Annotated in this window: 17 protein-coding genes; 4 read left to right on the forward strand and 13 right to left on the reverse strand. The window is 59.6% G+C overall.

Translation table 11 applies throughout. From position 1 onward, the window contains the following. Nucleotides 1-251 precede the first annotated feature (251 nt). From PAF12_RS06215 to PAF12_RS06240, 6 genes are all read right to left on the reverse strand, one after another. Nucleotides 252-2,792: a helicase-related protein gene (locus PAF12_RS06215; protein ID WP_271109236.1), complete on the reverse strand. Its 2,541-nt coding sequence runs from the start codon at nucleotides 2,790-2,792 to the stop codon at nucleotides 252-254. Further along, nucleotides 2,792-4,585 carry a hypothetical protein gene (locus PAF12_RS06220; protein WP_271109238.1) on the reverse strand — a complete coding sequence of 598 codons (1,794 nt, stop codon included), beginning with the start codon at nucleotides 4,583-4,585 and terminating at the stop codon, nucleotides 2,792-2,794. Before PAF12_RS06220 ends, PAF12_RS06215 begins: the two co-directional genes overlap by 1 nt. Further along, nucleotides 4,585-5,796, reverse strand: a complete 1,212-nt coding sequence (locus PAF12_RS06225) for a hypothetical protein (RefSeq protein WP_271109239.1) — start codon at nucleotides 5,794-5,796, stop codon at nucleotides 4,585-4,587. The genes PAF12_RS06220 and PAF12_RS06225 overlap by 1 nt, the downstream gene beginning before the upstream one ends. Further along, the gene (locus PAF12_RS06230; protein ID WP_271109240.1) at nucleotides 5,793-8,960 is read right to left on the reverse strand and encodes an exodeoxyribonuclease V subunit beta; all 3,168 of its coding nucleotides are present in this window, start codon (nucleotides 8,958-8,960) and stop codon (nucleotides 5,793-5,795) included. The genes PAF12_RS06225 and PAF12_RS06230 overlap by 4 nt, the downstream gene beginning before the upstream one ends. Before the next feature lie 2 nt (nucleotides 8,961-8,962). Further along, entirely contained in the window at nucleotides 8,963-11,497 is a 2,535-nt protein-coding gene (locus PAF12_RS06235) for a PD-(D/E)XK nuclease family protein (protein WP_271109241.1), read from the reverse strand. A gap of 233 nt (nucleotides 11,498-11,730) precedes the next feature. Beyond that, nucleotides 11,731-12,741 carry a YafY family protein gene (locus tag PAF12_RS06240; RefSeq protein ID WP_271109242.1) on the reverse strand — a complete coding sequence of 337 codons (1,011 nt, stop codon included), beginning with the start codon at nucleotides 12,739-12,741 and terminating at the stop codon, nucleotides 11,731-11,733. A 173-nt stretch (nucleotides 12,742-12,914) separates the two neighbouring features. Between PAF12_RS06240 and PAF12_RS06245 the strand changes: the two genes are divergently transcribed. Beyond that, nucleotides 12,915-13,475 (forward strand): metallophosphoesterase, encoded by a 561-nt coding sequence (locus tag PAF12_RS06245; RefSeq protein WP_271109243.1) that lies wholly within the window; start codon nucleotides 12,915-12,917, stop codon nucleotides 13,473-13,475. Between the two features lie 144 nt (nucleotides 13,476-13,619). On the opposite strand, the gene PAF12_RS19005 is transcribed toward PAF12_RS06245, so the two are convergent. From PAF12_RS19005 to PAF12_RS06280, 6 genes are all read right to left on the reverse strand, one after another. Then, on the reverse strand, nucleotides 13,620-14,981 hold the full coding sequence (locus PAF12_RS19005; RefSeq protein WP_368045165.1) for an AAA family ATPase: 1,362 nt from the start codon (nucleotides 14,979-14,981) through the stop codon (nucleotides 13,620-13,622). 66 nt (nucleotides 14,982-15,047) lie between these two features. Further along, complete coding sequence (locus PAF12_RS06260; protein ID WP_271109244.1) at nucleotides 15,048-15,629, reverse strand: hypothetical protein; 582 nt, start codon at nucleotides 15,627-15,629, stop codon at nucleotides 15,048-15,050. Between the two features lie 707 nt (nucleotides 15,630-16,336). Then, nucleotides 16,337-16,957, reverse strand: a complete 621-nt coding sequence (locus PAF12_RS06265; protein WP_271109245.1) for a flavodoxin — start codon at nucleotides 16,955-16,957, stop codon at nucleotides 16,337-16,339. Nucleotides 16,958-17,001: 44 nt separating this feature from the next. Continuing rightward, entirely contained in the window at nucleotides 17,002-17,220 is a 219-nt protein-coding gene (locus PAF12_RS06270) for a phosphopantetheine-binding protein (RefSeq protein ID WP_271109247.1), read from the reverse strand. After that, nucleotides 17,217-18,833: a (2,3-dihydroxybenzoyl)adenylate synthase gene (locus PAF12_RS06275; protein WP_271109249.1), complete on the reverse strand. Its 1,617-nt coding sequence runs from the start codon at nucleotides 18,831-18,833 to the stop codon at nucleotides 17,217-17,219. The genes PAF12_RS06270 and PAF12_RS06275 overlap by 4 nt, the downstream gene beginning before the upstream one ends. After that, nucleotides 18,830-19,816 (reverse strand): TRAP transporter substrate-binding protein, encoded by a 987-nt coding sequence (locus PAF12_RS06280; protein WP_271109250.1) that lies wholly within the window; start codon nucleotides 19,814-19,816, stop codon nucleotides 18,830-18,832. Before PAF12_RS06280 ends, PAF12_RS06275 begins: the two co-directional genes overlap by 4 nt. Before the next feature lie 57 nt (nucleotides 19,817-19,873). Between PAF12_RS06280 and PAF12_RS06285 the strand changes: the two genes are divergently transcribed. Genes PAF12_RS06285 through PAF12_RS06295 form a run of 3 tightly spaced genes read left to right on the forward strand, consistent with a single transcriptional unit; the run spans nucleotide 19,874 to nucleotide 22,476 of the window. Then, nucleotides 19,874-20,386, forward strand: a complete 513-nt coding sequence (locus tag PAF12_RS06285) for a TRAP transporter small permease (RefSeq protein WP_271109252.1) — start codon at nucleotides 19,874-19,876, stop codon at nucleotides 20,384-20,386. After that, the gene (locus tag PAF12_RS06290; RefSeq protein ID WP_271109254.1) at nucleotides 20,383-21,615 is read left to right on the forward strand and encodes a TRAP transporter large permease; all 1,233 of its coding nucleotides are present in this window, start codon (nucleotides 20,383-20,385) and stop codon (nucleotides 21,613-21,615) included. Before PAF12_RS06285 ends, PAF12_RS06290 begins: the two co-directional genes overlap by 4 nt. Before the next feature lie 12 nt (nucleotides 21,616-21,627). Further along, on the forward strand, nucleotides 21,628-22,476 hold the full coding sequence (locus PAF12_RS06295) for an alpha/beta hydrolase (protein ID WP_271109256.1): 849 nt from the start codon (nucleotides 21,628-21,630) through the stop codon (nucleotides 22,474-22,476). A gap of 50 nt (nucleotides 22,477-22,526) precedes the next feature. On the opposite strand, the gene PAF12_RS06300 is transcribed toward PAF12_RS06295, so the two are convergent. Then, a complete protein-coding gene (locus tag PAF12_RS06300) occupies nucleotides 22,527-23,924 on the reverse strand; it encodes an ATP-binding protein (protein WP_271109257.1) in 1,398 nt (465 codons plus the stop codon). Nucleotides 23,925-23,949: the final 25 nt, after the last annotated feature.

Below are 23,949 nucleotides of genomic sequence, written 5' to 3' on the forward strand. Positions count from 1 at the left end.
ACCGTCTACGGCAATCTTTACCATTGTGCGGTCTCGCGGGACACTACATTCGCCGCTCTAGCGAAAGATTGGTCTCGCCGAACTCACGCATGCGAGGTAAGGGCAATCCCTGACCATTGAATTATCCAAAAGAAAGCGGTGCGCAATCTTCGAGCGTGAGGCTGCCGCCTTCTTCCAAGAAAAAAATAATGCGCGGGGTACATGCAATTTCTTATGCAAAGTCCATCATATCGGCCATGAAAGCGCTTCGATCACGACCCAAGCTTGGGCGGCGCGAAACTTGGAGTTGCTTCTTTGACCCGCCTTTGCCACTCGTGCTTCTCCGTCTCCGCAACGGGGCAACTTTCCAAGCACGGTAAAACATCACCATGAAGCTGCGCCCGCAACTCCGACCAGCGCAATTTAAGCACCTGCCAGTTGTAATCGTCATAGCTGCCTGAAACGATGACGGGGCGAATGTGGATGCGCGGTGCGCAGTCGTCGCGGCCGTTCGCCTCCCAAGAAGCAAGATCGCTCAGCCAGCGGCTGTTCTTTCGATCAACGCGCCCGATCTGTTGCTCGACGATACCGGGATTCCATTCCGAATGGAGCAAGACGACGGTCCGGCACGCCTCGTGCAAATTGAGTCCCTCTCGCCCGACCTGAGATTGGGCAATCAGCACCATCGGCCAACTTGACCGACGGTTGAAAGACGCCTGGAGCACACGGCGGGTCTGAGGGGCCGTATTCCCGGACATCATGCGGGCGAAGTTGCCTTCCCGACCCGAATAATCGCTTAGATAGAAATCGAGGCGGGACTGAAGTGTCTCGTCGTCGTCCTTCTCATCGTCACCAACAAGTTCAGACAGCAGAGACTTGAACGCATTGAGTATTTTTGGGCCTGTCATGGGATTGCTACGCATGTCTTCGCGCGCCTCGAGCGCCTCGAGAAGCGCGCCGGTATCTGCATTCAGATTCTCGTCATCCGAGGGGCCAAGCAGATCGGTCAGAAGTTTAGCATCCTTGTCGCCCCCGGCCAATTCGTCGAACTGGCGGCGATGCTGGGCCAACATCTTTTTGCGCGACGCCTCCCAATCGTCATATCTTTTCTTCAGCATCTCGTTTATTGCATGAATACCACCATCAGGCGCTACCAGCTCAGGATCCTGCATCGCGACGTTCATTGCCGGAATGATATAATCGTGTAGCTTCGATGCCGGCCAATGCTGTATATCGTCGCGTAAACGCCGTAAGATCTCGCGCGCGTCCAGCAGTTGCGTCAGCGCTTTCATGGGTTTGATGAAACGACCGAAAACCAGAACCTTTTCGCCTTTTGCGGCATACTCCTCGATCAGTTGAACGGCTTCAAGAATGGCTGGGTGAGTGTAAATATCGGTCTCCGTGCCCTTCGCAGCTTGAAGCCAAATCAATTGTTTGTCCCCGTTTTCCTGTTCCTCAGGCAGATCGGCGTCTTCGTCGGTCGCAAATCCCCAGCCAAAGCCCTTGGCAACGGACAGGCGCGCGCGCTTAACTCTGGGGTCGTCCTGGGGCTGCAACGACAAGGCCTCGGCAGCGCAGAACCGACGCAGCCAATTGCAATCATAGCCCACTCCGTTTGGCGAAACAGTCAAGTCCTCAATAACACGGTAGTCGCCATGCTCAGCGCGAAAATTACTGTATTGCGGATCGTGGCGCTTGTCTCTGCGCAGGACATAGGGACGTAGTGCATTCGCAAAATCCGCCGCTGCGCTTTCAAAACTGCGCGTCAATTCTTCGTCCAGTTCTTCCCGCTGAAGCCGCTTGACTATGTCGACATAACCTTCGATCGCGCCCGTCATCTCATTCAATTTGTCCGTGTTCGCACCATCATCCCGCCCGGTGACGCGCGCCAATGTGTCAATCCATTGCTTTGCGTTCAATTCTACCGGAGTCGCAGTCACCCCAAGCCGGAACGGATCATCGCTTTCCCATGTCACCGGACCGAGAATTCGCGAAAGGCTCGAATCTTCTCCACGGGCTTTATGCGCTTCGTCAACTACGATCAGATCGAATTCGCCAAGTCCGTATCCGATCAGCGGAAGAATTTTTCCTTTGTAGTCATCAGCAGAAAGCCATTTCTGATCGCCTTTCAGATTGCATGAAAGTTTGCGGCTATCAATGATGCCTGCAATCTCCTCGGCAGCGCGCCTGGTCGCGCGAACTTTGGGAAGTTCGCTCCAGTAGAAACTATCGCGCATGAGATTCCGGCGGCTACCCGCGACCAGCTTTGCTACATGCGGCAGCAGTTCACGGCGCCAACCACCTGCAGGCTCATCCTCTCTGGTCGGAAAGCGCATAGCGGCGAAGCTGTGTGAAATCATCAACACCTGCTCGGCGGCCCAACCGTTTTCAGGCAGCTCGCGCTGCTGACGGCGATCTCGGAGCCGTTCCTTGTGCTTTTCCCCGCGCATCCCGCCGCGGTCATCGTCGTCGTCATGCATGAAGCCAGCGATGAAGCTGTCATAGCTGCGCAGCGGCAACAATGTCTTGTCGTCGGGGTTGAACAGGCGCAGCTCCTTTTGCCACTGAACGCCGAGGCCAGCCGGCAATACGATAGCCGCCCGCCCTCCCGCTTGACGGACGGCTTCGATCAGCGCCACCGCAATGCGGGTTTTGCCCATGCCAACCTCGTCAGCCAGCAGCATCGCGCGGCGACCAGCACGGATGCGCTCAGCCAGTTCTGCAACACTCGCGCGTTGGCCGACGTCTAAGTTCGCAGTTTCGGGGCAGGCATATTCTTGCAGCTTATCGGCAACTTGTGACCAGTTTACCATCAGACTTCCTCCTCATCCCAAAGCGAGGGACAGTCGTTCAATCCCCACTCCTTCGCGATCACGTCAAGAGTATCATTCAGAGGTTTCACATCCGCGCCGTCGGGCAACATGCGGGGATCAGCAAGCACAGGCAAAGGGTTGGCTTTGGCCTCACGAAAAAATTCTATAATGGGCCCTTCCTGTTTCGTAATGGCACACAGTTTCTGTTGCAATTCACGGCACCAACGCGGCCAATCGAGGGCATCGATATTGACCTGAGAGTCACCCAAGCCGACGATCAATTGCATCATTCGGCGGATCGGATAGCGAGCGTACTGCGTCGCGGGGGCGATTGTTCCTTCGAACGACGCCTGACTTCCTTCAGGTCCATCATCGGGATAGTCGCTTTCGGAGGGCTCGGGGAAGGATAGCAGCCCCGCCAGAACATCCTCGACCGTCAGATCCCGTGGGCGTTGCGTCACCAGAACACCGTCCGCAATTACTGGTAGTTGCCAGCCTGCTTCTGCCAAGGTCACGAATGTCGGGGCAGGCTCTGGCCATTCGCATGGCGTTTCGACGGGATCACCATTCTTGCCGATCACCTTAACCTTTGTGTCGTTCGGAGCGGATAGCTTGCCGTCCTGCCAGAACAGCCAGGATACAGGTGGCGTGCTCGCAGGTGCCTCGGGATGCGTAAATTCCTCGCCAGTCGCCAGATCGGTCGGCTCCGCCTCCTTCCAACCGTCAATCGGCAGAAATTCGGCGATGCCTTTTGGGTTAGACCAACTCAAGCCAGCCGGCAAGTCGATGACAACGCCGGCCTCCAGGTTACCGCCCTCGTTCGCTGCTTTTTCAAAACCGTTTCGGGTGAGGTTGCCCGACCCGAGATAGATCCGCCCCGAGGTTATTTTTTCGTCCCCTCCGCAGGCAATCATAGCGAATTTTGCGTGGAGCTGTGCGTCCGGGCCATGCAGCAAGGAGGAGGGCCGTCTCAGCTCCCATCCCGCCTCTTTCAGTTCCGTGGCCACTCCGGCCAGCCCCTGACAAGATCGTGGATTGAGAAACACAGCCCCTACTGCATCTTCTTTAAGCGAACGCTCCGACACCAGACGCTGCCACAACCGATCGATCAGGCCACCATCGGACTTGATCTTCGCATCAAAGTAGCCTGAGCCGAGGACAAGGCTGGTTGCCCGCCACCGTGCGGCCAGCCGCTCAACGACCTGCGGAAACAGCGCCTTAGTGCGGCTATCGATAAAACGCGACCGCTCGCCCGACGCAGGCAGATCGACTATCGCTGCCCTGAGACGGAAATCGGGAAGATACCCATCATACTCACGCTCGATCAGCGAGCAGTCGGCGCGCTCCCGCAGCCAGTCAAACATCGCCCAAGCAGCGCGGATATCGGCAATATCCTGCGGCTTAGGATTTGAAACATCAACATCAATCGACCAGAACAGGTCTATGCTGTTCGTCAGCGGATCTTGCGTCCAGTTCCCGGTAGTAACCGCAAGTCGGATCACATATCCCTTTTCATCACGCTTACGGAAGCCCAGCAGCGCGACTTTTGCGTGCAGAAGATTATATCCTCGCTTATCAGGCTTCATCCACATCCAAGCGAGTTGTGGCACATCTGATACCGGATTAACTGTCGGATGAATGAACGCTGCGAGAACCGGGCGCGACATATCGCCGGTAAAGCTGCATCGGATTTCGCGCAAAACCGCTGGCGTGGCGGTAAAACCGGAAAACAGGCCGAAATCACCAAAGCAGCCTTCGGGCGGCGTGAACAGCGTATAAAGAGTTGTGTTCATTACGCGTCTCCTGCGACGGGGCTGCGTGGGTTTCTGCCGGTTCTCAGTTCTTGAGCGAGACAATGCAGATTGTAGAGCCGGGACAACTGCGGCGCGAAGACATCATTTTCATCGGCAGGCTGTCCGTCATTCTCTCCGGGTCCCACAAGACCTTCACCCGCAGCCGGACCGAGGGTCAGATGACCGTCGCGCAATGTGATCACCGAGGCGTCGCGTTTCGCGAGACCTTCCATCAGGTCATGTTTCCGTGAGGACTCAATTTCGGTCAGAAAAGTACAACTGACGGGCTCTTCCGTGGCGGCAATGCGGGGACCCTTTCTGCGGGCAAGACTTTGCAAATGCTCGATTTCCTGTTCTGCATGCTTGGCTGCGTCATCTGGCGTCAGTCTGACAGATTCATTCGCATCGCGCATCTCACGCAGGCGTTTCTCTATCCTATCCAGAACGGCAAGGGCTGCATCGCGCAAGTCCATAAAACCCACCCCGCCGCGAAGATCCCGCCAGTGGTCAGGCGCAATGCCGGATAGCGGGCCCTCCCCCTCAAGCTGCTGCGCAGAGGGACCGCGGCCCAAGGCGATCAGATTTCGGCGGCGGGCGGCGCCTTCGTTACTACCGCCCTGCAACTGAGTGTAGATCAAGTTGCGGACTCCTCTCGGCACTTCAGCCGTCGCCGAGAGCTGTTTTCTGACACTAGACAACCCCTTCGGTCTCTTGTCACCCCGCACCCATTTTGCAAGGACATCATGGTGTCCTTTCATCACCGACTGATCGAGCATCCTGCGACCTGCTGGGCCGATCCTGAATGCACCATAACGGCCGCCCTCCACGAATCCCAAGGCAGCCAGAGGTTGCACCATGGCCATGCGGATCGGCTGCATGACATAGGTCCCGCGCCGACTCAGATTCTGAAAGCTCCAATCATCCACATCTTGCAACTTTCGCGCACCGCGCACGCGGGGATCGCTACCGGGACCGATGGCATCACGCATCATCAACGCCTCAACCGCATTGCCGACCGGTAACGTGGGGCGCTTCTGTTCCTCGGCGATAGCCACCGCCAGCACCGACCACAGGATCGGCATGGCAAACCACATGCCGCCCAGCCCGGGCACGGCGCTGTCATTGTGAAAACGGACAGCCGCAGCCAGCCCAAGACTCTGCTGCCGTCGCAGAGAGACGACACTATCGGGCGCAAGAATACCCCAGTTCATCGAACAAGCTCCTTTGGTAAATCATCGATAATCTCAAGCAGCCCATGATCGAGCCAGAACAGCCCCAATCCCATCAACGGCAGTTCCGGGCGCAGTTCCCGCGCCAAACCGGCATATGCCGATAATTGCGGCCAATGGGTCCCCAATCCCACACCCGTACCGCTCGATTTGTGGTCGATCAGCAGGTAACCTTCGGGCCCGATGGCAAAAAGATCGATACTACCTGCAATCTCGGCCCCCTGGGCACTGCGACCCAAAACCTGGATTTCGCTGTACAGTTCGTTGTACCCCTCGACGGAAAGCCAGCTTTTCAGCGCGGCTGCGCGCTCGGCCACGCGTTCGAGTGTCGCATCATCCAGCCCGGTCGCGTTGCCTAGCGCAGGTGCCAGATCAGGGCGTATCAGGTGGCAGCGCAGCGCAAGATGCAAGGCGGTTCCACGGGCCGCCCCCCCCTGCGCAGTAGGCCATGGTGTGCCTATCACCACAGTGCGGGACATCGGCACAGGGGTCGCACGCGCGGCTTGCGATGGCCGCGGACGCCACGGCGATAATGCAATGGCTGGCATTGGGTCGACGTGACCGAAACGCGGCTTCGCAGTATTACTCTCCGCAACATACTCGGAAAATTCCGCCCACTCAGGCGCAGCCCAAATTACTGCTGGGCAATCCACACCGGAGAGCTGCAACAATCCATCAGCAAGGTTTGGCTGGCAGGTATCTTCGAAAACATGAAATAGCTTGCTTGCCTCAGGGCGTTCGTCAGTTCGCTGCTTCAGAAAAGCCGGCCATTCCAGTATCAAACGATCGCGGGCGCGTGTCAGGGCAACGTAGAGCAAATTGCGCGCGTTGGCCTCGAAATCGGAACGACGATCAGCGATGAAACGCGCCTGTGCCTCCGGCGCAACCATTTCTGGCGTATGTATCAGTGCTGCCGATGCCAACGCCTTCTCCATGTCAAAACCCTGGTCCAGCGCATCAAAGCGCACCGAAGTGGTCCCGGGACGCTCCTCAATGCCATGGTCAAATTCCGCCACCACGGTGATCGGCCATTCGCGGCCTTTCGAGGCGTGCCAGGTCACGATCTCAACCGCCTCGGCGCTGTTGCCCGAAGGATCGGGGTGCCGATCGAAGTCACGCTCAACCAATCGGGCTTCCAGCCAGCCAAGAAACACTTTTGCGGTGTTGCCGTGAAATCCAGACGCCGCCTTGAGATCGCGATGCGCATTCTCAAAATCCTCGGCTTCCGCCTCAAGCCGCAGAAGGTCGGCGCGCTCCTGTGCCGTATCCGGCTGACGATCGGCCCAAAGGCGCAACCCAGCAGCATCCAGAACCAGGTCAAGCGCTGCGCTGACCGGCATTCCCGGCAGCCGGTCCGACAGGGCCGCCAGTCGCACGAGAACTTTGTCCCCCGCCAGCGAACCCTCCATCTGAGCCGCTAATGCTTCATTTAATCCCAGAGGATCCGGTCCAAGAGTCCGCAAGAGCAGTGCAGAATGGATATCAGACGGATTTGCGGCATAGGCCAGCGCTGCGCGAGCAGTCAGAATTGCAGGGCTATTCAGCCATCCATCGTCACTTATGCGTACGGGAACATTTCGCCAACGCAGTTCTTCAGCATACCGGGCGGCGGTCGTGTGGCGGCACACGAGCAGAGCGATATCCGAAGGCCTGGCGGGACGAGACGCACCGCTGTAGCGATCTGTGATAACTTCCTCGTCAATCAAAATACGGGCAATGCGCTCGGCAACATGTTCCTGTGGTTTCGACGCAGTTCGTACCCCACGCGACTTGGTCGTATAGAGAATTTCCAATGCCGCTCCGACCACATCATCTCGGGTCGGTTCAAGTGCGTGGTAGCCTTTCCCAAACAGGCCCTTACCGAGCGCATTGACAAATTGCATCACTGCTGGCGTCGACCGCCAGTTGCGGTCCAGCGGTTGCACGGCCGCTGGATTTGCTTTTGCCAAGGCCTGCGACAAGCGCGGATCGGCGCCCTGAAACCCCATGATTGATTGCTTGATATCACCCACCAGCAGGCAGCGCGGCGCGCGCGATGCAAGCTGCCAGAGAAGTGCAAACTGCACCGGGTTGGTATCCTGAAACTCATCAATGATCACACAGTCTATCTCATCCAACACGGCGCTACGCACGACCGCTTTCTCGCGCAGCAACCTTTCGGCCCCCGTGATCATGTCCGCGAAGTCGATGAGCCCGAGGGCTTTTTTGCGTGCCTCGTAAGCAGTCATGACCTCTTGCGCACATGCGATAAGGCAACTCAGATGCAATTTCGCATCAGCAAGCGGGCCGGGATGTGAGGGCAATACGTCAGCCGCCTTCATGATCCGCTTGGCGAGATCATCGTAGCCGGCGGGCGTTTTGGTCCGGAGATTTGAGACAAAAAGCCTGCGCAATGCCTGCCAAGCAGCCCAGTCACTATCTAGCAGTTTCGGCTTCATGTCGATCTGCCTGAAAAGAGCGAGATCTTTTTCCAACGCCTCGCATGGCCCTTTTGCGGTGACAGTGCCCATACCCCCATCAGGGAACTCGGACAGCATCTTCGAAATTGCTTTTACTAGCGCTCTTCGTGCAGCAGCGGCGTTTTTTAGGACCGTGCCGTAAACGGCGTCCAGCTGCGCCTCAGCCGGCGGAATGAGGCCGGGATCAAGCCCAGAATCCCCGAGCCCGCGCAACAGGTCGATCAGCCCAATCACTCGCGTGCGCAATGCTGCCTCAGCCGTTTCTCCTGTCACGACGTTCGCATTGTAACCAAAACGCCCCGGATCTGCCTTGATCGGATCAAGCGCGCGTGCGTGGGCCAGCGCCTGACGGATCAGTACGTCGCGTTCAGCATCGCCCAAATGGCGGGGCTGTGGTGAGGACCCCGCCGCGAACGCATGTTCCGTCAGAAGCCGCAGGCCCAGGCTGTGGATGGTCGAGACATAGGCCCGTTCGACCGCCATCGCTTCGTTCACGAGGTCATCTGCCAGCAAAGCCGCCCTGATCCGTTCGCGCAACTCGCCAGCGGCAGCCTCGGTAAATGTCACTGCCAGAATACGCTCGGGCCGCACAGTGCCACGACTGACCCAATCTGCCAACTGAGTCTTGATGCGGTGCGTCTTGCCCGCGCCGGCACCGGCTGGCACGATCACGAGTCCCTTATCCATGATCATTCTTCCTCGTGCATGAAGGCGCCGACGAGGGGCGACCCTGCTGTGAGTGCGTAGGGGGTGAACCCACATTCTTTTCTGAAAAACTCGGCATCTGCGGTGGTGTTCAGAACGACCAGCCTCTTTTTTAGTTCAGCCAATCTTTCCTTCAGCATCGCCATCGCGCCGTCATTGACCTCATCACCCATATCGCGCGCGGGCGATCCTTCCGGAAGTTCAAGCCCTGAAGTCAGAAGTCCACCGTCGTTCATCAGGTAATAGCCTATGGCGGTCTCGCGTCCGATCAGCGCGTCCATTCCATCACCCTCCCGCCTGATCGGGCGAACGATCATGTCGCGATACAGCCCGGCTTGCAGATCCCAGCCAGCCGCCATCCGCCGCTGTCGCCCGCTCGTCCCGCTTTTCTTGTGATCAATTACGATCAGCGCACCATCGGGCAGTTCCAGAATAGCATCGGCTTTGCCACGAATCTGGATGCCGAGAACCTTGCCGGCGAGCCATAGCTCATTACCAACGATTGTAGCGCCGATTTCCAGCAGATGCTGGCGCCAGAGCAGCGCGGCGCCAAGAATTTCGCGTTCCAGCCCGTTTCGCTCCATCTCCCATGACGGGCTCCGTAAGAAGCCGGCGTGACGTGACAATGCTCTGTCGTAGGCTTCGGCGACTGCCGTTTTCAGCGTCTCTGCCTCGGGGATCTCCGCGCCTGCGGGGAAGCTTTGCTCGAATACATCATGGGCAATGCTGCCCTTGGCCATGATATCCAGATCCTCGGGCAGCCAGACCATATCCTCGGCCCCGATTTCACCCAGTAACCAGGCTAGAGGGCTGACCAGCAACACCTCCAGCCGAGAGGGCGATTGAGGTTTCGCCGTGCCGTCATCTTCGCGGCGTAGTGCGAGCAGGTCATGTTGGCCAAAGTTCAACACCTCGGGCCGCGTCAATTCAGGTGGCAGGGGCGGCGGATAGTGATATGGAACCGGCCAATCATCCGGCGCGGCTGCAGAAACATCCGTGACGAGGTCGACGGCATCATCAACGCCATCAATCGCGCGTGCGATCAACGACAATCCCACGGAAGGGGCCAGTCGCCCGCCAGTTAGATCGCGCGACGGAGTCAGGAACGTGACGCTGTCGGAAACGGCCTGAAGCTGCTCGTCAAACGAGGCTACGCTCTGTGCCAGAGCCTCGGTACGGCCGCGCAAATGAAGTCCGGTCGCCGCGCGGATCGCGGTTATCTCGCTGTCCAAGAACAAGGGGTTGGCGCGCGGTCGGGTAGGATAGAACCCGTCGGTGAAGTCCGCAACAATGAGGTGTCGGCAGGACCGCCATGGGCTTTCATACGCCGACCAGAAGCTGACGCCCTCAAGGTTACGCTGCGTTTCTGCCTCGCGATCCGGATCAATCCGGATGCCGCGTAGGATTGTCTCCCAATCCGGCGGGCCATCACCGGGCGGAATGAGCAGGCGCTTGCGCAGCAAATCACCCTGCGAGAGCTCGCTACAAATCCGATCGATAAGGAAACGCAGTTGCGCAAGACTGCCGGCCGGACGGCGGACATCGTCCCACAGCGCCTTATGTTCGGGTATCAGTATTTCCCCACGGAAATCGCCCGCCATCAGACTTTCCGCCAGGTCGCGCCCGGTCTGAGGCACCCATGGCATGAGCGGCGAGAGCGCGAGGCTGGCAAGTACCATCGTTGGTGTCGGTGCGTGTTTGGCCAGCACCAATTGAAATGCTGTCTCGCCAATCAGGTCTCGTTCGGCCGGAAGAGCCGGCAGCCCTGATAACGGCACACCCTGCTCGTCGAAGGCACGTGCGAGGTGGCGTGTATCCGCCGCGAGCACCGCGATATCACGCGCCTCGACCCCGGATTTGATAAGCGCGCGGGCGTGGGCCGCAGCGAACTCGGCACAGGCGGCCGCGTCGCGCAGACCATAAAACGCGAGGCTTGCGTCCGGCAAACCAGAAGCGACTTTTGCCGCTGTGACGCCGCCTTGTAGCGCATGAAGTCGCGTGTTCGGCGTCGCCAGGCTGTTTCGCGGCGTGGCCGCGACCGTCCCGAACTCAGCCTTCAGTCGCGCATATAGTGCCCCCATCGACGCTGGTGCCAGTGGGTCGAGCGAGCCTTCAACCACCGGCAGCGCCGAAAGAAGCCGTCCGTGAGGAAGGCTCAATACGTGGCGCACAGGTGCCAGTCCCTCGGGCAGGGCATCACCCAGTTCGCGCCACAAAGCGATCAGCGCCGCAAGATGCCGTACTGCCCGGCTGTCTGGCGAAACAGGCAGGTTTGGGGGGGTCAGGTCAGCTGTCGCCAGCACAAGATCCTCCAGCGCAGCGGTCACCGCGGCAGTCGTCTCTATTGGCGCATTGACCAGGCTTTCGCCCCAGACTGCATGCTCAAGGTTGCTTGCGATCACTCGTCCCGGCATCCACTCGACCGGCCGGGGCGCGAGCGACAATTCGGCCAGAACCGTATCTGACAGGCGATAGTTCAGCTTCGAGAGAGGGTCCGTAACGAGAAAGGGATAGAACATGAGAGACCTGACAGAAAACGGGATAGCTCGGATTTATCGGATGCACTGCTGGAGCATCACCTACCCTGATGGGAGCGACCAACGATCCCGTCCGAGCTTGATCAAACTCGATCAACAAGCTGCAGTATGGCGCGCTACTGCTGACTATGGCTGGTTCGAGCAACGATGACCCTTCTTTTACTTCACTGGTGATACTATCGGTGCGATGCGTCAATTTCGGACGCATCATCTGGTCAATTGGTGACCGGGTGATAGCACGCCTCGACCTTGTCGCCCCATCGGGCCAGATACCATTCCATCTCCTGCCGACCACAGGCGCGGAAGCGCACCAACAATGCCCCATCGGCGAGCAGCTCTGCATGTTGTCGAGGATGAAAGACGAAGCCCGCAGCCTCTTCCGCCACCTCGGGGGCAAAGTGCCATTCAACATCGACCGGATCATCCCTCCACATGCCGAAGCCCTCCGCCAGCCATTCCTGAACATCAAATTCTTCAGGTCGGACAAACACCTCATTGAGCGCCGACACCCTCTCGAAACCCGTCAGCGCAAACAATCGTAGGTCATCCTGATACTCGCTATGGGCAAGCAGATATTGCCTACCCTGACCGAACAGCACGGCGATCGGACCCAACCTTGTGTTGCGTGACAACTTGCCGGTGCCGCGCGCGCGATGATCCGCGGAAATCATCACCCCTGCCAAAATTGCTTCGCGCAACGCTTTCAGGATTTCGGGCGCGATTTTTTCGCGTGGGCCGGGGCGGAATGCGACGCCATCCGCCAAAAGCTGGGCCTCAAGATCAGCGGCGATGCGACGACGACGGTCATGACTGAACATTGCCTGAACCTTGGCAAGAAGGCTCTCCAGGGCTTCCGCACTCGCCTCGTCGCCTTCCCGCCGGGTGATGGCGGCAGCACGCTGAGCCGCGCTTAATTCGTCCAGAGTTGGTTCGGACATCTTGCCCAACGTACCAGGTGGGAAACGCCAGGATTTGCGCCCGCCTTCGGCTGTAAGTTCTTCGATCGCGGGAAAGGCGCGCAACAACGCATCCCGCATCCTTTCGGCCGTGCGGCGCGACACACCATATTCACGTTCGATATCTGTGAGCGATATTCCTTCGGCTGAACCCTGCATCCTGACGGCGAGCCGCAGAAGATCTTCCTGACGAGAATAACGCATTATGCCTCCGGCCCGTTTTTGCAAGTTTGCTATTGACGAAAGCAACGTCAACGGCAAAACCGCCATCTGACTGCGTCGACGCAGGGTTATGCCTCCTAACTCAACCCAATAATGATACCGGCGCTCACAACTTCGTCCGGAGCGTGCAACCGAAAAAAGCGATTACATCTTGGCAGGAGCACGCGTCACGTGCAGGCTGGGGCGGCTTCACGCCCCCTTTCCACTTCGAAGGATTACGCTTGGCACATTTTTTCACCGCCGACACTCATTTCGCAGATGATCCGGTGCGCCGCTTCTTTGACCGGCCCTTCACCTCGATTGAGGCGATGGATGCCGCGATTGTTGATCGGGCACGCATGGTCAGAGCCGATGACGATCTGTGGATTCTCGGAGATTTTGCCGCATGCGAGACTGATGCTGGGCGTTTGGCCGCGCAGGCCGCCTTTGACGCGCTGCCGGGGCGCAAACACCTGGTGCGCGGGAACCACGACCCCGAGTGGCTGGTTCAAGCATTGCCGTGGACTTCAATTCACGATCTGGTTGAGATAAGTATCGGAGAACTGCGCTTCGTTCTCTGCCATTATCCGCTGGTTACATGGAATAATGCCCGATCAGGGACGATCCAGCTTTTTGGCCATGTGCATAATCGCTGGCGCGGGGGAGAGGGTCAGTTGAATGTTGGTGTCGACCAATGGGATTTCACCCCCATAACCCCGGATCAAGCCGAGCTTGAAGCTCTGATACTACCGCAGTCCCGCTTGCATCAGATTGCGGAGGGCATTGAAACCACTGTTGAATGACTTATCTAGGCTGGCAAATGCTATGGGGTGTCGGCGACCGCAAAATCGCCCTCACGCGGATAAATCGCTGCGGTGGAGAAATCCTTCCTCGGTGCTGTTTACCTACTAACCTCACTTCACCTCACACTCGCTTCCTATCGAGCGTTAACGACCGAAGCCGATGGGCCTTGGTCGACCCTCCTTCGCCTCAACTTCACGGCGCAACTCCGCAAAGATCGTGGCAGCATCGCTTTGACCGAGCGCACGCATCCTACGGGCGACATTGGCAAAATCGCCTACAGATAGCCTGTCGAGCAACTGGATATCGGGATGCACCGGTGCGTCGAAATGGGTGCCCCATGCCAACGGCAACTGATCACCGAGCAAACAATCAAAGTGGATGCGGAACGTGAAGCGGCGCTGGGTCGCAGGATCGAGGTTGTCGGCCAGGTTGGTTGTGCAGACAAATGGCAGAGGATGGCTTTCCATCCAAGTCAGCATCTCGTTAACCAGACTGACCTCCCATTGCCGCGAGGCATTGCGCCGGTCAGCCAGCAAGCTGTCGGCCTCGTCGAAGATCAGCAGCGCCCTTTCCGCCCGCGCGTCGGCAAAGGCGCGCGCAATGGCCTTCTCGTTTTCGCCAACCCACATGGACAGAAGATCAGACGCACGCTTCTCGATCACCGGCCACCCCTTCCGTCTGGCCAGATGGCGGGCCCAGGCGCTCTTGCCGGTCCCGGCCGGGCCATAGAGGCAGAAGGAAACCCGTGCTGCTGAATCGGCGTCCCCAAGCTTAGCCTCCAGCAAGGAAAGGTCAGTGTCTGTAGTGGCCAAAGCGGCATCCCACCCAGCCTCATCACAATGTTGCGGTATCGGTTCGACGCCACCGTTGGTCAGCTTGACAGAAGCCCCTAGCACTTGGGCAAACGTCCTAGCCCCACCGCCACAGTAGCGGGCCACGCGCATTGCGTCAGACACCATCGCCGGGGGCTGGTCATGGATCTCGGCCAGGGCCATCAAAGTGTCCGCTTGATCCGACAACTGATGGCGATCCGCGAGCTTTCGCCAAATGCGTTTACGCATTCGGTCGGACGGCGAACGCATCTCGACCGAAAAAGTCATCCGGCGGAGCAATGCAGGATCGCAGGCATAAATGGAATTCGTCGTCCAAAGGGTCGGCACGGGATTGGTTTCGAGCAGCCGGTTCGCAAAAACCTTGGACATCCGTTCCCGTCGGAACAACCGCGACATAGTGCCACCGAACAGATCCTCCATTTCATCAAGCAGCAGCACGGTATCGCGTCGCGACGATAGCATCCGTCCGGCAATGCCGAGCTCAGCCAGCCGCTCGCCTCGCGATGGCTCTTCGCCACTACAGTCAGACTCACCAATGGCGTGCAGCTTAGCCCCCAATTCGCCGGCAAGCACCTTGCAGAATTCGGTTTTCCCAGTACCAGGCGCACCGTACAGCAGGATGTTGACGCCCGCCGTGCCATTTCTAAGCGCAGTGGCCAGCAGATCGCGCATAAGATCCGCAGTTTCACCCAGCCCATCGAAATCACTCCATTCGGCGTCTGGTGGTGTGGCGACTGGTCACATTAGAGCAACCAGCTCTTCAACATCATCGACCTCCGCCAGCATTGCATTCGCCAGTCTCGGCGGAACAAGATAGGAAATGCTCTGGTCAACCCAGTGGCGATCTTCGCACTGCAACAGGCCGAAAGCTCGTAATCGTGCTTGCGGCCGCAGCGCTGCCCGGGCTTCTCCTTGCTCGGCACCGGCGAACTGCCCGAGGAGGAATGACGTTGTCACTTCATTTGTCCGCATTGCCTGATCGACCACATGCTCGAACATCTCGAAAATTCGGTAGTTAGCAAAGAATTCAAGGATCCGCGCCTCGAGTTCCGTCAGGCCAAAATGACGTCCGATCCGCATTGCGTTTACGCGTACCATGCTCCCGTCGCCATAGCTGGCGTCTTTGCAGAGATCGTCCAGCAGACTTCGTATCTGCACCCACCAATCCAACTCGGGCCGCGCCTGCGGCCGCTCGGGACATTCCACATCGGTCAGATATTCAATCCAGCCGGGCAATTCCTTGGCGATTTTGCTGCTGGGACCGAAGCGTTCTGCCAAAGAGGAGACGAGGCCAAGCGCAAGGTGTTTTTCATAGGTCATCTTTTCTCTCCACTAACAAAGAGAGAACGTAGTCAGCGCTTGCGTCAGATTCGGCCGCATTCAGCCGCCTGTCGTCGAGAACTATCGGCTATGTTTTACCCGGCTGCAGTTTCTTATAATCAGAGGATCAACCGACTAGAACCGGCGACGTTTTTTCAACGGAGAGGGTTTGAGGTCAGGCCCACTTCCTCCGCCAGCCGCCCTTGCGGAAGCGTTCTCTTGGTCCGGCTACGCGCTGATTTTTCCGTTATTTTAGAGTGTTGTGCGGGAAGGACTGAAAACCGCGACCCGGGGACTAAGCAGCCGCAAAACTTTCTCTCAAGGCTGATATTCTCTGAACCTGTTGACTACGTCGATTTGGTAAAATTTCCGTAAGAAATCGTAATTGCGATATTTTGTTCAGCGTGTAACTGAAGGATTCGACGCCAGTGGCTTTTGCTGCACGGAACGTAAATCGAACCTTCGCAACCGCTCGCACTCCAGCCTGAACCGAAAAGTTGATCTTCCAAGTGTCCCTTCCGCAATATTGCCGTTCGTGATGGGGTGACTGAGCCAGCGGGCGAGAAGTCCTCCCGAACCCCGAAAGTGGGCTCAAACAAGCATGATCGACACATTTCGGTCGTCTGTCGGAAACTTGAATGCTGCGGTGCAGTCCGCTAACGCGGTCGTGCACAACATGGCATCAGGGTAGAACGGCTTGTCTTGTGTCACGGCAGTTCCTCTACCTCCCCGAGCCATCCGTTCATAGCGCGCAAGGTTGAGCGTTCCTGATCGCATTCCAGTACGAGGGGCGGGGCAATATCTTCACCTGGCGCCAGCGCACGCAACGTGTCCATCGCGCTGCCCTGACCATAGCCGCCATGTGTAATGAAGGGCAGAATGGTCTTGCCCGTCATATCTTGGCTGCGCAAGAAACCGGCCATCACGTCCGGCAGGGCAATCCCCCAGATCGGAAAGCCCAGAAAGATGATGCGGTAGCCCGACAGCGCTCCGGTCACGGCTGGATGAAAGTTCAAGGGCAGGTTAAGATCATAGATATCGATCAAATCCTCAATCACACCGCAGATCAGGCGGTTCAGCAGCGCGCCTTTTCGTGGCGCGCCCCGTTCTGACGGCCGCGTCATCTCACCCTTCAGGTAGGCGGAGATGAACCGGCGGATATCGAACGGCATCGGCTTCGCTATTCGCAATGTACTGATTGGCGTGCAGGGACAGCGTGCTTGCAGCACTGGCGTTATCGGCCAGCAAGTTTCAATGAGCATGAATAATCGTGTGATCGCCTGCCATAGTCGAAGTTCAGAGCCTGAGCGTGAGGGGGCACTTGTCATAACTTCTTACGACGTCTGACCATCACGCCAACCGGGTCGCAGCCTCAACCAGTCTCGGCAGTCTGCCACCAATCGCGCAGCGTGGCTTTTTCGTAGAGGGTGCCGATGTCCAGCTTCAGGCCCGCAGCTTCCCACTTCATGACGAGATCCATCACCCGCATCGAATCCAGCCCCAGATCATAGAGATTGTCCTCATCTGCTATCTCGTCGGGCTGTATCCGCAGCGCATTTGCGAGGTCGGCGCGCATGTCCTCGATGGTCATTTCCTGTCCCCCAGTAATTTGTCGCGTAGTGCTGCCCGTAATCCCTTGCGGCTGATCTTGCCGACTGCGGTTGTCTGGAGTTCCGGCACGAAAACGATCTCGTCCGGGATCTTGAAAGCGGCCAGCCCGCGTCCGCGCATAAAGCCCCGGATATCGGCTGCACCGGGTCGGGTGTCGCCTGCAAGAACGACGAAAGCACAGCTGCGCTCGCCCAGGGCGTCATCCGGCAAGGACACGACGGCGGCGTCGAAGATGGCGGGATGGGCCAGCAGGTGGTCCTCGATTTCTTCGGCGGAGATCTTTTCGCCGGCGCGGTTGATGTGATCGCCGGCGCGTCCCTGCACCTCCAGATGTCCGCTCGGCAGGCGGCGCACGATGTCCCCGGTCCGGTAGAACCCGTCTGCGGTAAAGGACCGCGCATTGGCCGCAGGGTCGTCGTAATAAGCCCGGATCGTGTAGGGGCCTCGCGTCAGCAGATGACCGGGTTCTCCGTCGGGAACGGGGGTCCCGTCATCGTCCAGCACCAGCACCTCGTCACCGGGGCTGATCGGGCGGCCCTGTGTGTGGATCACCAGCTCGTCGGGATCGTCCAGCCTTGTGTAGTTCACCAGCCCCTCGGCCATGCCGAACACCTGCTGCAACCGGCAGCCGAGGGTCGGCGCGATGCGGGAAGCGATTTCAGGCGTCAGCTTGGCACCGCCCACCAGCAACACGCCCAGGCTGGACAGATCCGGCGACATCATCTTCGCCGCCTTCATCCAGGCCAGTGCGAGGGGCGGCACAAGCCCGGTCATCGTCACCCTGTGCCGGGCGATCAGATCGAACGCGACCTGCGGCGCCGGGTTCGGGCACATGACGACGGTTCCTCCGGCACAGAGCGTGCCGAAATGGCCGGGGCTGCTCATCGGGAAATTATGCGCAGCGGGCAGAGATACCATATAAACGCTGTCGGGACCGAGCCCGCAAATCTCCGCACTGGCGCGGCAGGAATAGAGATAATCGTCATGCGTCCGGGGGATCAGCTTGGACAGCCCGGTGCTGCCGCCCGATATCTGAAGAAAGGCGACGTCAGATGGGCTGGGTTCGGCAGGCAACACACCGTTTGGCGAAAGGCTGTCCAGCGCGGCAAAGCTGCCCGGGTCCCCGATCACAAAGACCGGGAGTTCCGGGGCGACGCGGGAGGCCATACTGCGGTAATCGAAGCCCTCGAAACGATCGGCGATCACATAGGCCGATGCCCGCGAACGGGCAATGAAATGGGTGATCTCCACATCACGATGCGCGGGCAAGGTGAAAACCGGGATCAGACGCGCGAGAAACAGGCCGAACACCACCGGCAGAAACTCCGGGATATTCGGCAATTGAACGACGACACGCTGACCCGGCAGCAGCCCCGCCCCGGCGAAGCGCCTTGCATGGGTTTCCGCCTCGGACAGCAACCCGGCATAGCTCAGGCTGCGCGCGCCGGTGATTGCGATGCGATCGGGATGACGGGCCGCACGCGCACGCAGCATCTGGCCGAAGGTTTCGCCGCGCCACCACCCTTCGGCCCGATACCGCGCCGCGAATTCCTCGGGCCAGCGCTGTTCGGGCAATGGGCCGGTCCCGGTCATGACGGATCGCCGGCCTCAATGCGCAGCGCCTTGAGAACCGGCGATTGAGCTTCCCATTTCTCGTACCACGCGGCCACGCCCGGCAGGTCGCAGAATTCCGCACGCGCATCGGTCACCGGAACGTCGGTGGTTTCCAGCTTGGCGCGATAATCGCTGTCGATGCGGGCATAAGCCTCGTGCAGCACGTCCAGCTCAGCCGCTGTCTGTTCGGAGATCATCTGGCGCGTGGCCTCATCCAGCGCCTGCCATTTCCGGGCAGAAAACACCGCGACCATCGGAAAGATCATGTGATCGCTTGCGAGAATCTCGCCTGCATATTCGTAATAGCCGCTGTTCCACGTCCCTTCGAAGTCGATCTGCATGCCGTCAATCTGACCATTGGCGAACGCATCGAATAGTGCGGGCAGTGGCATCGGCGTCGGTGCGGCGCCCAGTTGCTGCCAGAACTCCATTTCCTGCGGTATCGGCAGGGTGCGGATCTTGAGGCCGTCGAAATCGCTGCGGTTCCAGTTGTCGCGCAGCACCACCTGACGCAGGCCGGCCATGCCGAACCCGATCCCATGCAGCCCCTGTTCCCCGAGTTGATCCAGCAGATCAAGCGCCGGAGGGCTTTGCAGCAGTTGCGTCGCCTCGGCAGGCTCGCTGACCAGACAAGGCGCGATGAGCGAGCCGAACTCCGCATTCCGCGTCGACAGATCCGCGATGGTCAGAAACGCCATATCGAGGGCACCGCTCTGCAATTGCTGGAGCATCTGGGCCTCGTTTCCAAGACTGCCCGCCGGATGCACTTGCAGGTCGATCTCGCCGTCACTGGCTTCTGCCAGCCGTGCAGAAAGAGCTTCAGCCGAAATCGTCCATTGATGCGGCGGCGGGGTGATGGTGCCGATCCTCAGCGTCTCAGCCGCAAGCGGACCGGCCAGCAATGGACATAACATCAGACTGGTATACAGCGAATTTCGCATCATGGGCCTTTCAAGTTGCATGACGGTTTCTGACTTGGTTAAACCAGAAAAGCAAATAAAATTACTCGGGAATTATTCGTGCGGAAAAGACTGGTAAATCTCAGCCGTGCCATCGCCGGATTCGAGGCCGGGCTGCTGATCGCGCTCATCCTGTTCATCGCCCTGATTCTGCTGGCCGGTACGGCAATGCGCGGTCTGGGCCGTCCGCTGATCCGCAGTGATGAGGCCGCGACGCTGGCAATGGTGTGGGTTGCCTTTATCGGCGCATCGCTTGCGATACGGGAACGACGCCACATGGTGATCGGGCTTTTGCCGGATATGATGGGTGCCGCTGGCCGGGGTCGGGTCAACCGGGTGGCAACGCTGCTGACCGCGCTGTTCCTGCTGGCACTTTCGGCCACGTTGTGGAACTGGTTCGATCTGCCGGGGCTGATCGCGGCTGGTAGCGGCGAGGCGCTTGCCCGCGAGAGCTTCAATTTTGTCTATACCGAGCCCACCCAGACACTCGGCCTGCCGAAATTCTGGTTCTGGCTGGTGATGCCGTTCAGCACGATCTGCGCATTGCTGCATCTGGCTGCGGGGTGGGAATGATCGCCGCATTGGTCTTTGTCGCTGCACTGGCCGTCGCGACGCCTATCGCCGTGGCGCTTGGCCTGACTGCGCTGACACTGATTTTCAGCGGCGGTAACACGATCCTTCTGGCCAGCTTTCCGCAGCAATTATTCGGCGGCATAGAAAGCCATGCCCTTCTGGCTCTGCCGATGTTCATCCTGCTGGGCGAACTCATGGCAGCCGGAGGGATCGGGCGGCGGCTGATGGCACTGGCGCAATCCGTGATCGGCGGCGTGAATGGGGCGCTGGCCTATGTAACCCTTGCCGCGAGTGTGCTTATGGCGGCCATTATCGGCTCCACAGTGGCGCAGCTGACGGTGATGATCCGCGTCGCCGTGCCCCAGATGGAGGAGGCCGGTTATCCCCGCGACCTCGCCGTGGCAATCACGGCTGCGGGCGGGTTGCTGGCGCCGGTGATCCCGCCCTCGATGCTGTTCATCCTCTACGGCGTGGTCGCGCAGGTGCCGGTCGGCGATCTTTTCATGGCGGGAATTCTGCCCGGCGCGCTGATGACGCTCGCTTTCCTTCTGGTGACGGGCTGGCTTGTCCGGCGCGAGGGTCTGCCGGAAACCCCGCGTACCAACCCGGGGCGCACTGCATGGCAAGCGCTACCGGCCCTGATTGTGCCGGTGCTGATCGTTGGCGGCATCCTCGGCGGTTATGCCTCCCCGACCGAGGCGGCGGTGCTGGCCTCACTGGCAGCCACTGTGATCGGGTCGGTCGTCTATCGTGAACTCACTCTGGCCAAGGCGCGCGACGCGCTGCTCGACACGGCAAAGACAACCAGCGTCATCCTGTTTCTGGTGGCGACTGCGCAGGTTCTGAGCTGGGTGCTGGCCTACGGCAACCTGCCCGCAGCCTTGGCCGGTGCCGTGGATAACGCGGTGGCCGGACCCCTTGCTTTCCTGCTTCTGGTCGTGGTCCTGCTTCTGGCCATCGGCACCGTCATGGACCCGATCCCGGCGATCATTCTGACCGTTCCGGTGCTGATGCCGCTGGCCGCCGCCCGTGGGATTTCCGCGATTGATTTTGGTGTGATAAGCTGTGTGACCCTCACACTTGGGCTGTTGACACCTCCGGTCGGCTCCGGCCTGTTCGCGGCGGCGATGCTGGGCAATATACGCCCCGAACGGCTGAGCCGGCGTCTGCTGCCATTTTTTGCCGCCTCTCTCGCGGCGGTGCTGATACTGATTTTCCGCGCGGTCTAGAAGGAGCCCGTCATGATGACCCGGCGAACCCTTATTCAGGGCGCAATTGCCACGGCGGCGAGTGGCGCAGTCGCGCAGCCCGTGTTCGAGCCCATCACGCTCTCGCTGTTTGAGAAAAGCCACCCGACACACCGGCTGGACGACCGGCTGCTGGACTTGCCCGACGGGCGTCGTTATCGCGTGTTCCGTGCCATTCCGAAGGCCGAGCCACCCGCAGACGGATGGCCGGTGCTATGGCTCACCGACGGCAATGCGTTTTTTGATCGCATGGCGGGCGAGTTGCTGGCCCGTTATCCGGGGCTGATGATCGTGGCGGTCGGTTATGACACCGACCTGCCTTTTGCATCGACGGAGCGGGCGTTGGATTACACACCACCCCCGCTGCGCCCGGACCCGAAGCGTCCGGAGCGGATGGTCGGCGGGGCCGCGGCGTTTCTGGCGCGCCTGAACGGCCCTCTGCGCGAATTTGCCGAGGAAAATCTGCCTGTCGACCCCCATACGCGCTGTCTGGGCGGGCATTCCTATGGCGGGCTGTTCGCCATTTACGCGCGCGGTCAGCAAAGCATTTTCAGTCGGTTCTGCGCCGCAAGCCCGTCTTTCTGGCTGCATCCCGACATGCCGGCGGCAGGCGATGCGCCGCTGACAATCTATGTCGGCGATCAGGAGCGCGAGCGCGGCAGGCTGACGGACCCGCGCAACCCCGCCTTTCAGGTGCCAAAACAGACACGCGATTTCGTCGACAGGGCCGCGGCACTCGGGCAGGACGTTTCTCTGTCGATCCTGCCGGGGTTGACGCACGGCCAGACGCTGGCCGGGGCGCTGCCGGATATGATGTCACTTGCGGCAAGCGCGCCCGAATGAAAACGCCGCCCGGTCGGGCGGCGTTTCTGTCGATCCCTTATCTTTCGGCCTTACTCGGCCGCGCGTAGCCGCCAGATGCTGCCGCCTTCGTCGCTGTCGCCACCGGCGGATTTGTTGACCGCATAGACGTTGCCGCGACCATCCGCGCGAAGCTGGTTCGGCTGATAACCCGCGTCGATATTCGCGACGATCTGACCTTCGGTATTGACCACCGTGATCGTCTCGGCCACACGGCTGGACACGAAGGCCAGACGTGATTTCGGCTCGAACGCCACGTTCAGCGCGCCTGCACCGACCTCGACATCATGTAGCGTTTCGCCGCTTTCGGCATCGACGATCAGAAGATTATCGGTGGCCTGCGAAGCCACGAAGATCAGCCCTTCCTGCGGATCATAGGCGACGCCGGAGGCGCTGATCGCGCCGTCGAGCGGGATGACCCTGATATCACCGCTGTCCAGATCGACAATCGCTGCCTCGGGAGTGCTGAGGCTGACCGTGACGAGCGTGCCGCTCTCCTCATCCAGATCGATGCTCATGGCCGAAAATTCGGCGCGGCGAACGCCGCTTTGAATGGTGATCGGCTCCAGCTCTTCCAGCGTTTCCGTATCGAAGACCTGGATTTTCGGGGTGAAAGTGGCGCTGACATAGGCGCGCCCGCGCCCCTCGTCGATCAGCGCGTCGCGCGAGTGGTTGACGGTTCCGGGATCGAATTGCTTGACCAGAGACAGATCATCCTGGCTGTAAACCGCGAGGGTGTTCTGGCGCGTATTCGTCACCCAGACATTGCCATGCGCATCATCGACGCCGACGCCATAGACCGCGAACACACCGCCATCGCTTCCGTCATCGCGCGCGGGCGCCGCAGCCGGTGCTGTCTGTGCGATCACCTCCAGAGTTTCGGGGTCGATCTTCAGAATCGCAGAGTCCCGGACCGGGGGCCTGCCAACCGAGGCCGTTACGAAGACCGCGTCGGCGGCTTCGCTGTAGATCGCCTGATACAGCCCGCGCGCCACAGGGGCGGAGGTGATTTCGAAGGCATCCCCGCCCGAAATCGGCACATCAGGCGAGATTTTCATATCTACCACGGTCGCGGCTGCAGGGTTCTCGGCAATCACGACCAGCGGCTGAAGCCCGGTCGCCGCATCGTCTGAAAGGGTCAGATCAAAGCTGAAATTCCCCTCAGCATCGACGCTCAGCGGGCCTTCCGTGTTCAGCACGTTCGGGCCGCGCATCAGGGTGATCTGCTGGCCCGCGATCAGCCCCTCGCCGGTGACGGTCGCCGCATCGCCCGGATTCAGCGCAGAGCCGTCGGCGGCTTCCACGCCGACATTGCCTTTAAAGACGTCATTGGTTTCCGTGAACGGAGTCTGTGCGACGGTTGGCAGGGCTGCAAAGACAGCGACAAGAGAGCAAGTGCCCAGCAATGCAAGGCGAAAATCGGATTTCATAGTGATCTCCTTATGAGAAAGGTCC

The organism is Paracoccus sp. SCSIO 75233, from assembly GCF_027912675.1.
In the GTDB taxonomy this organism is placed as follows: domain Bacteria; phylum Pseudomonadota; class Alphaproteobacteria; order Rhodobacterales; family Rhodobacteraceae; genus Paracoccus.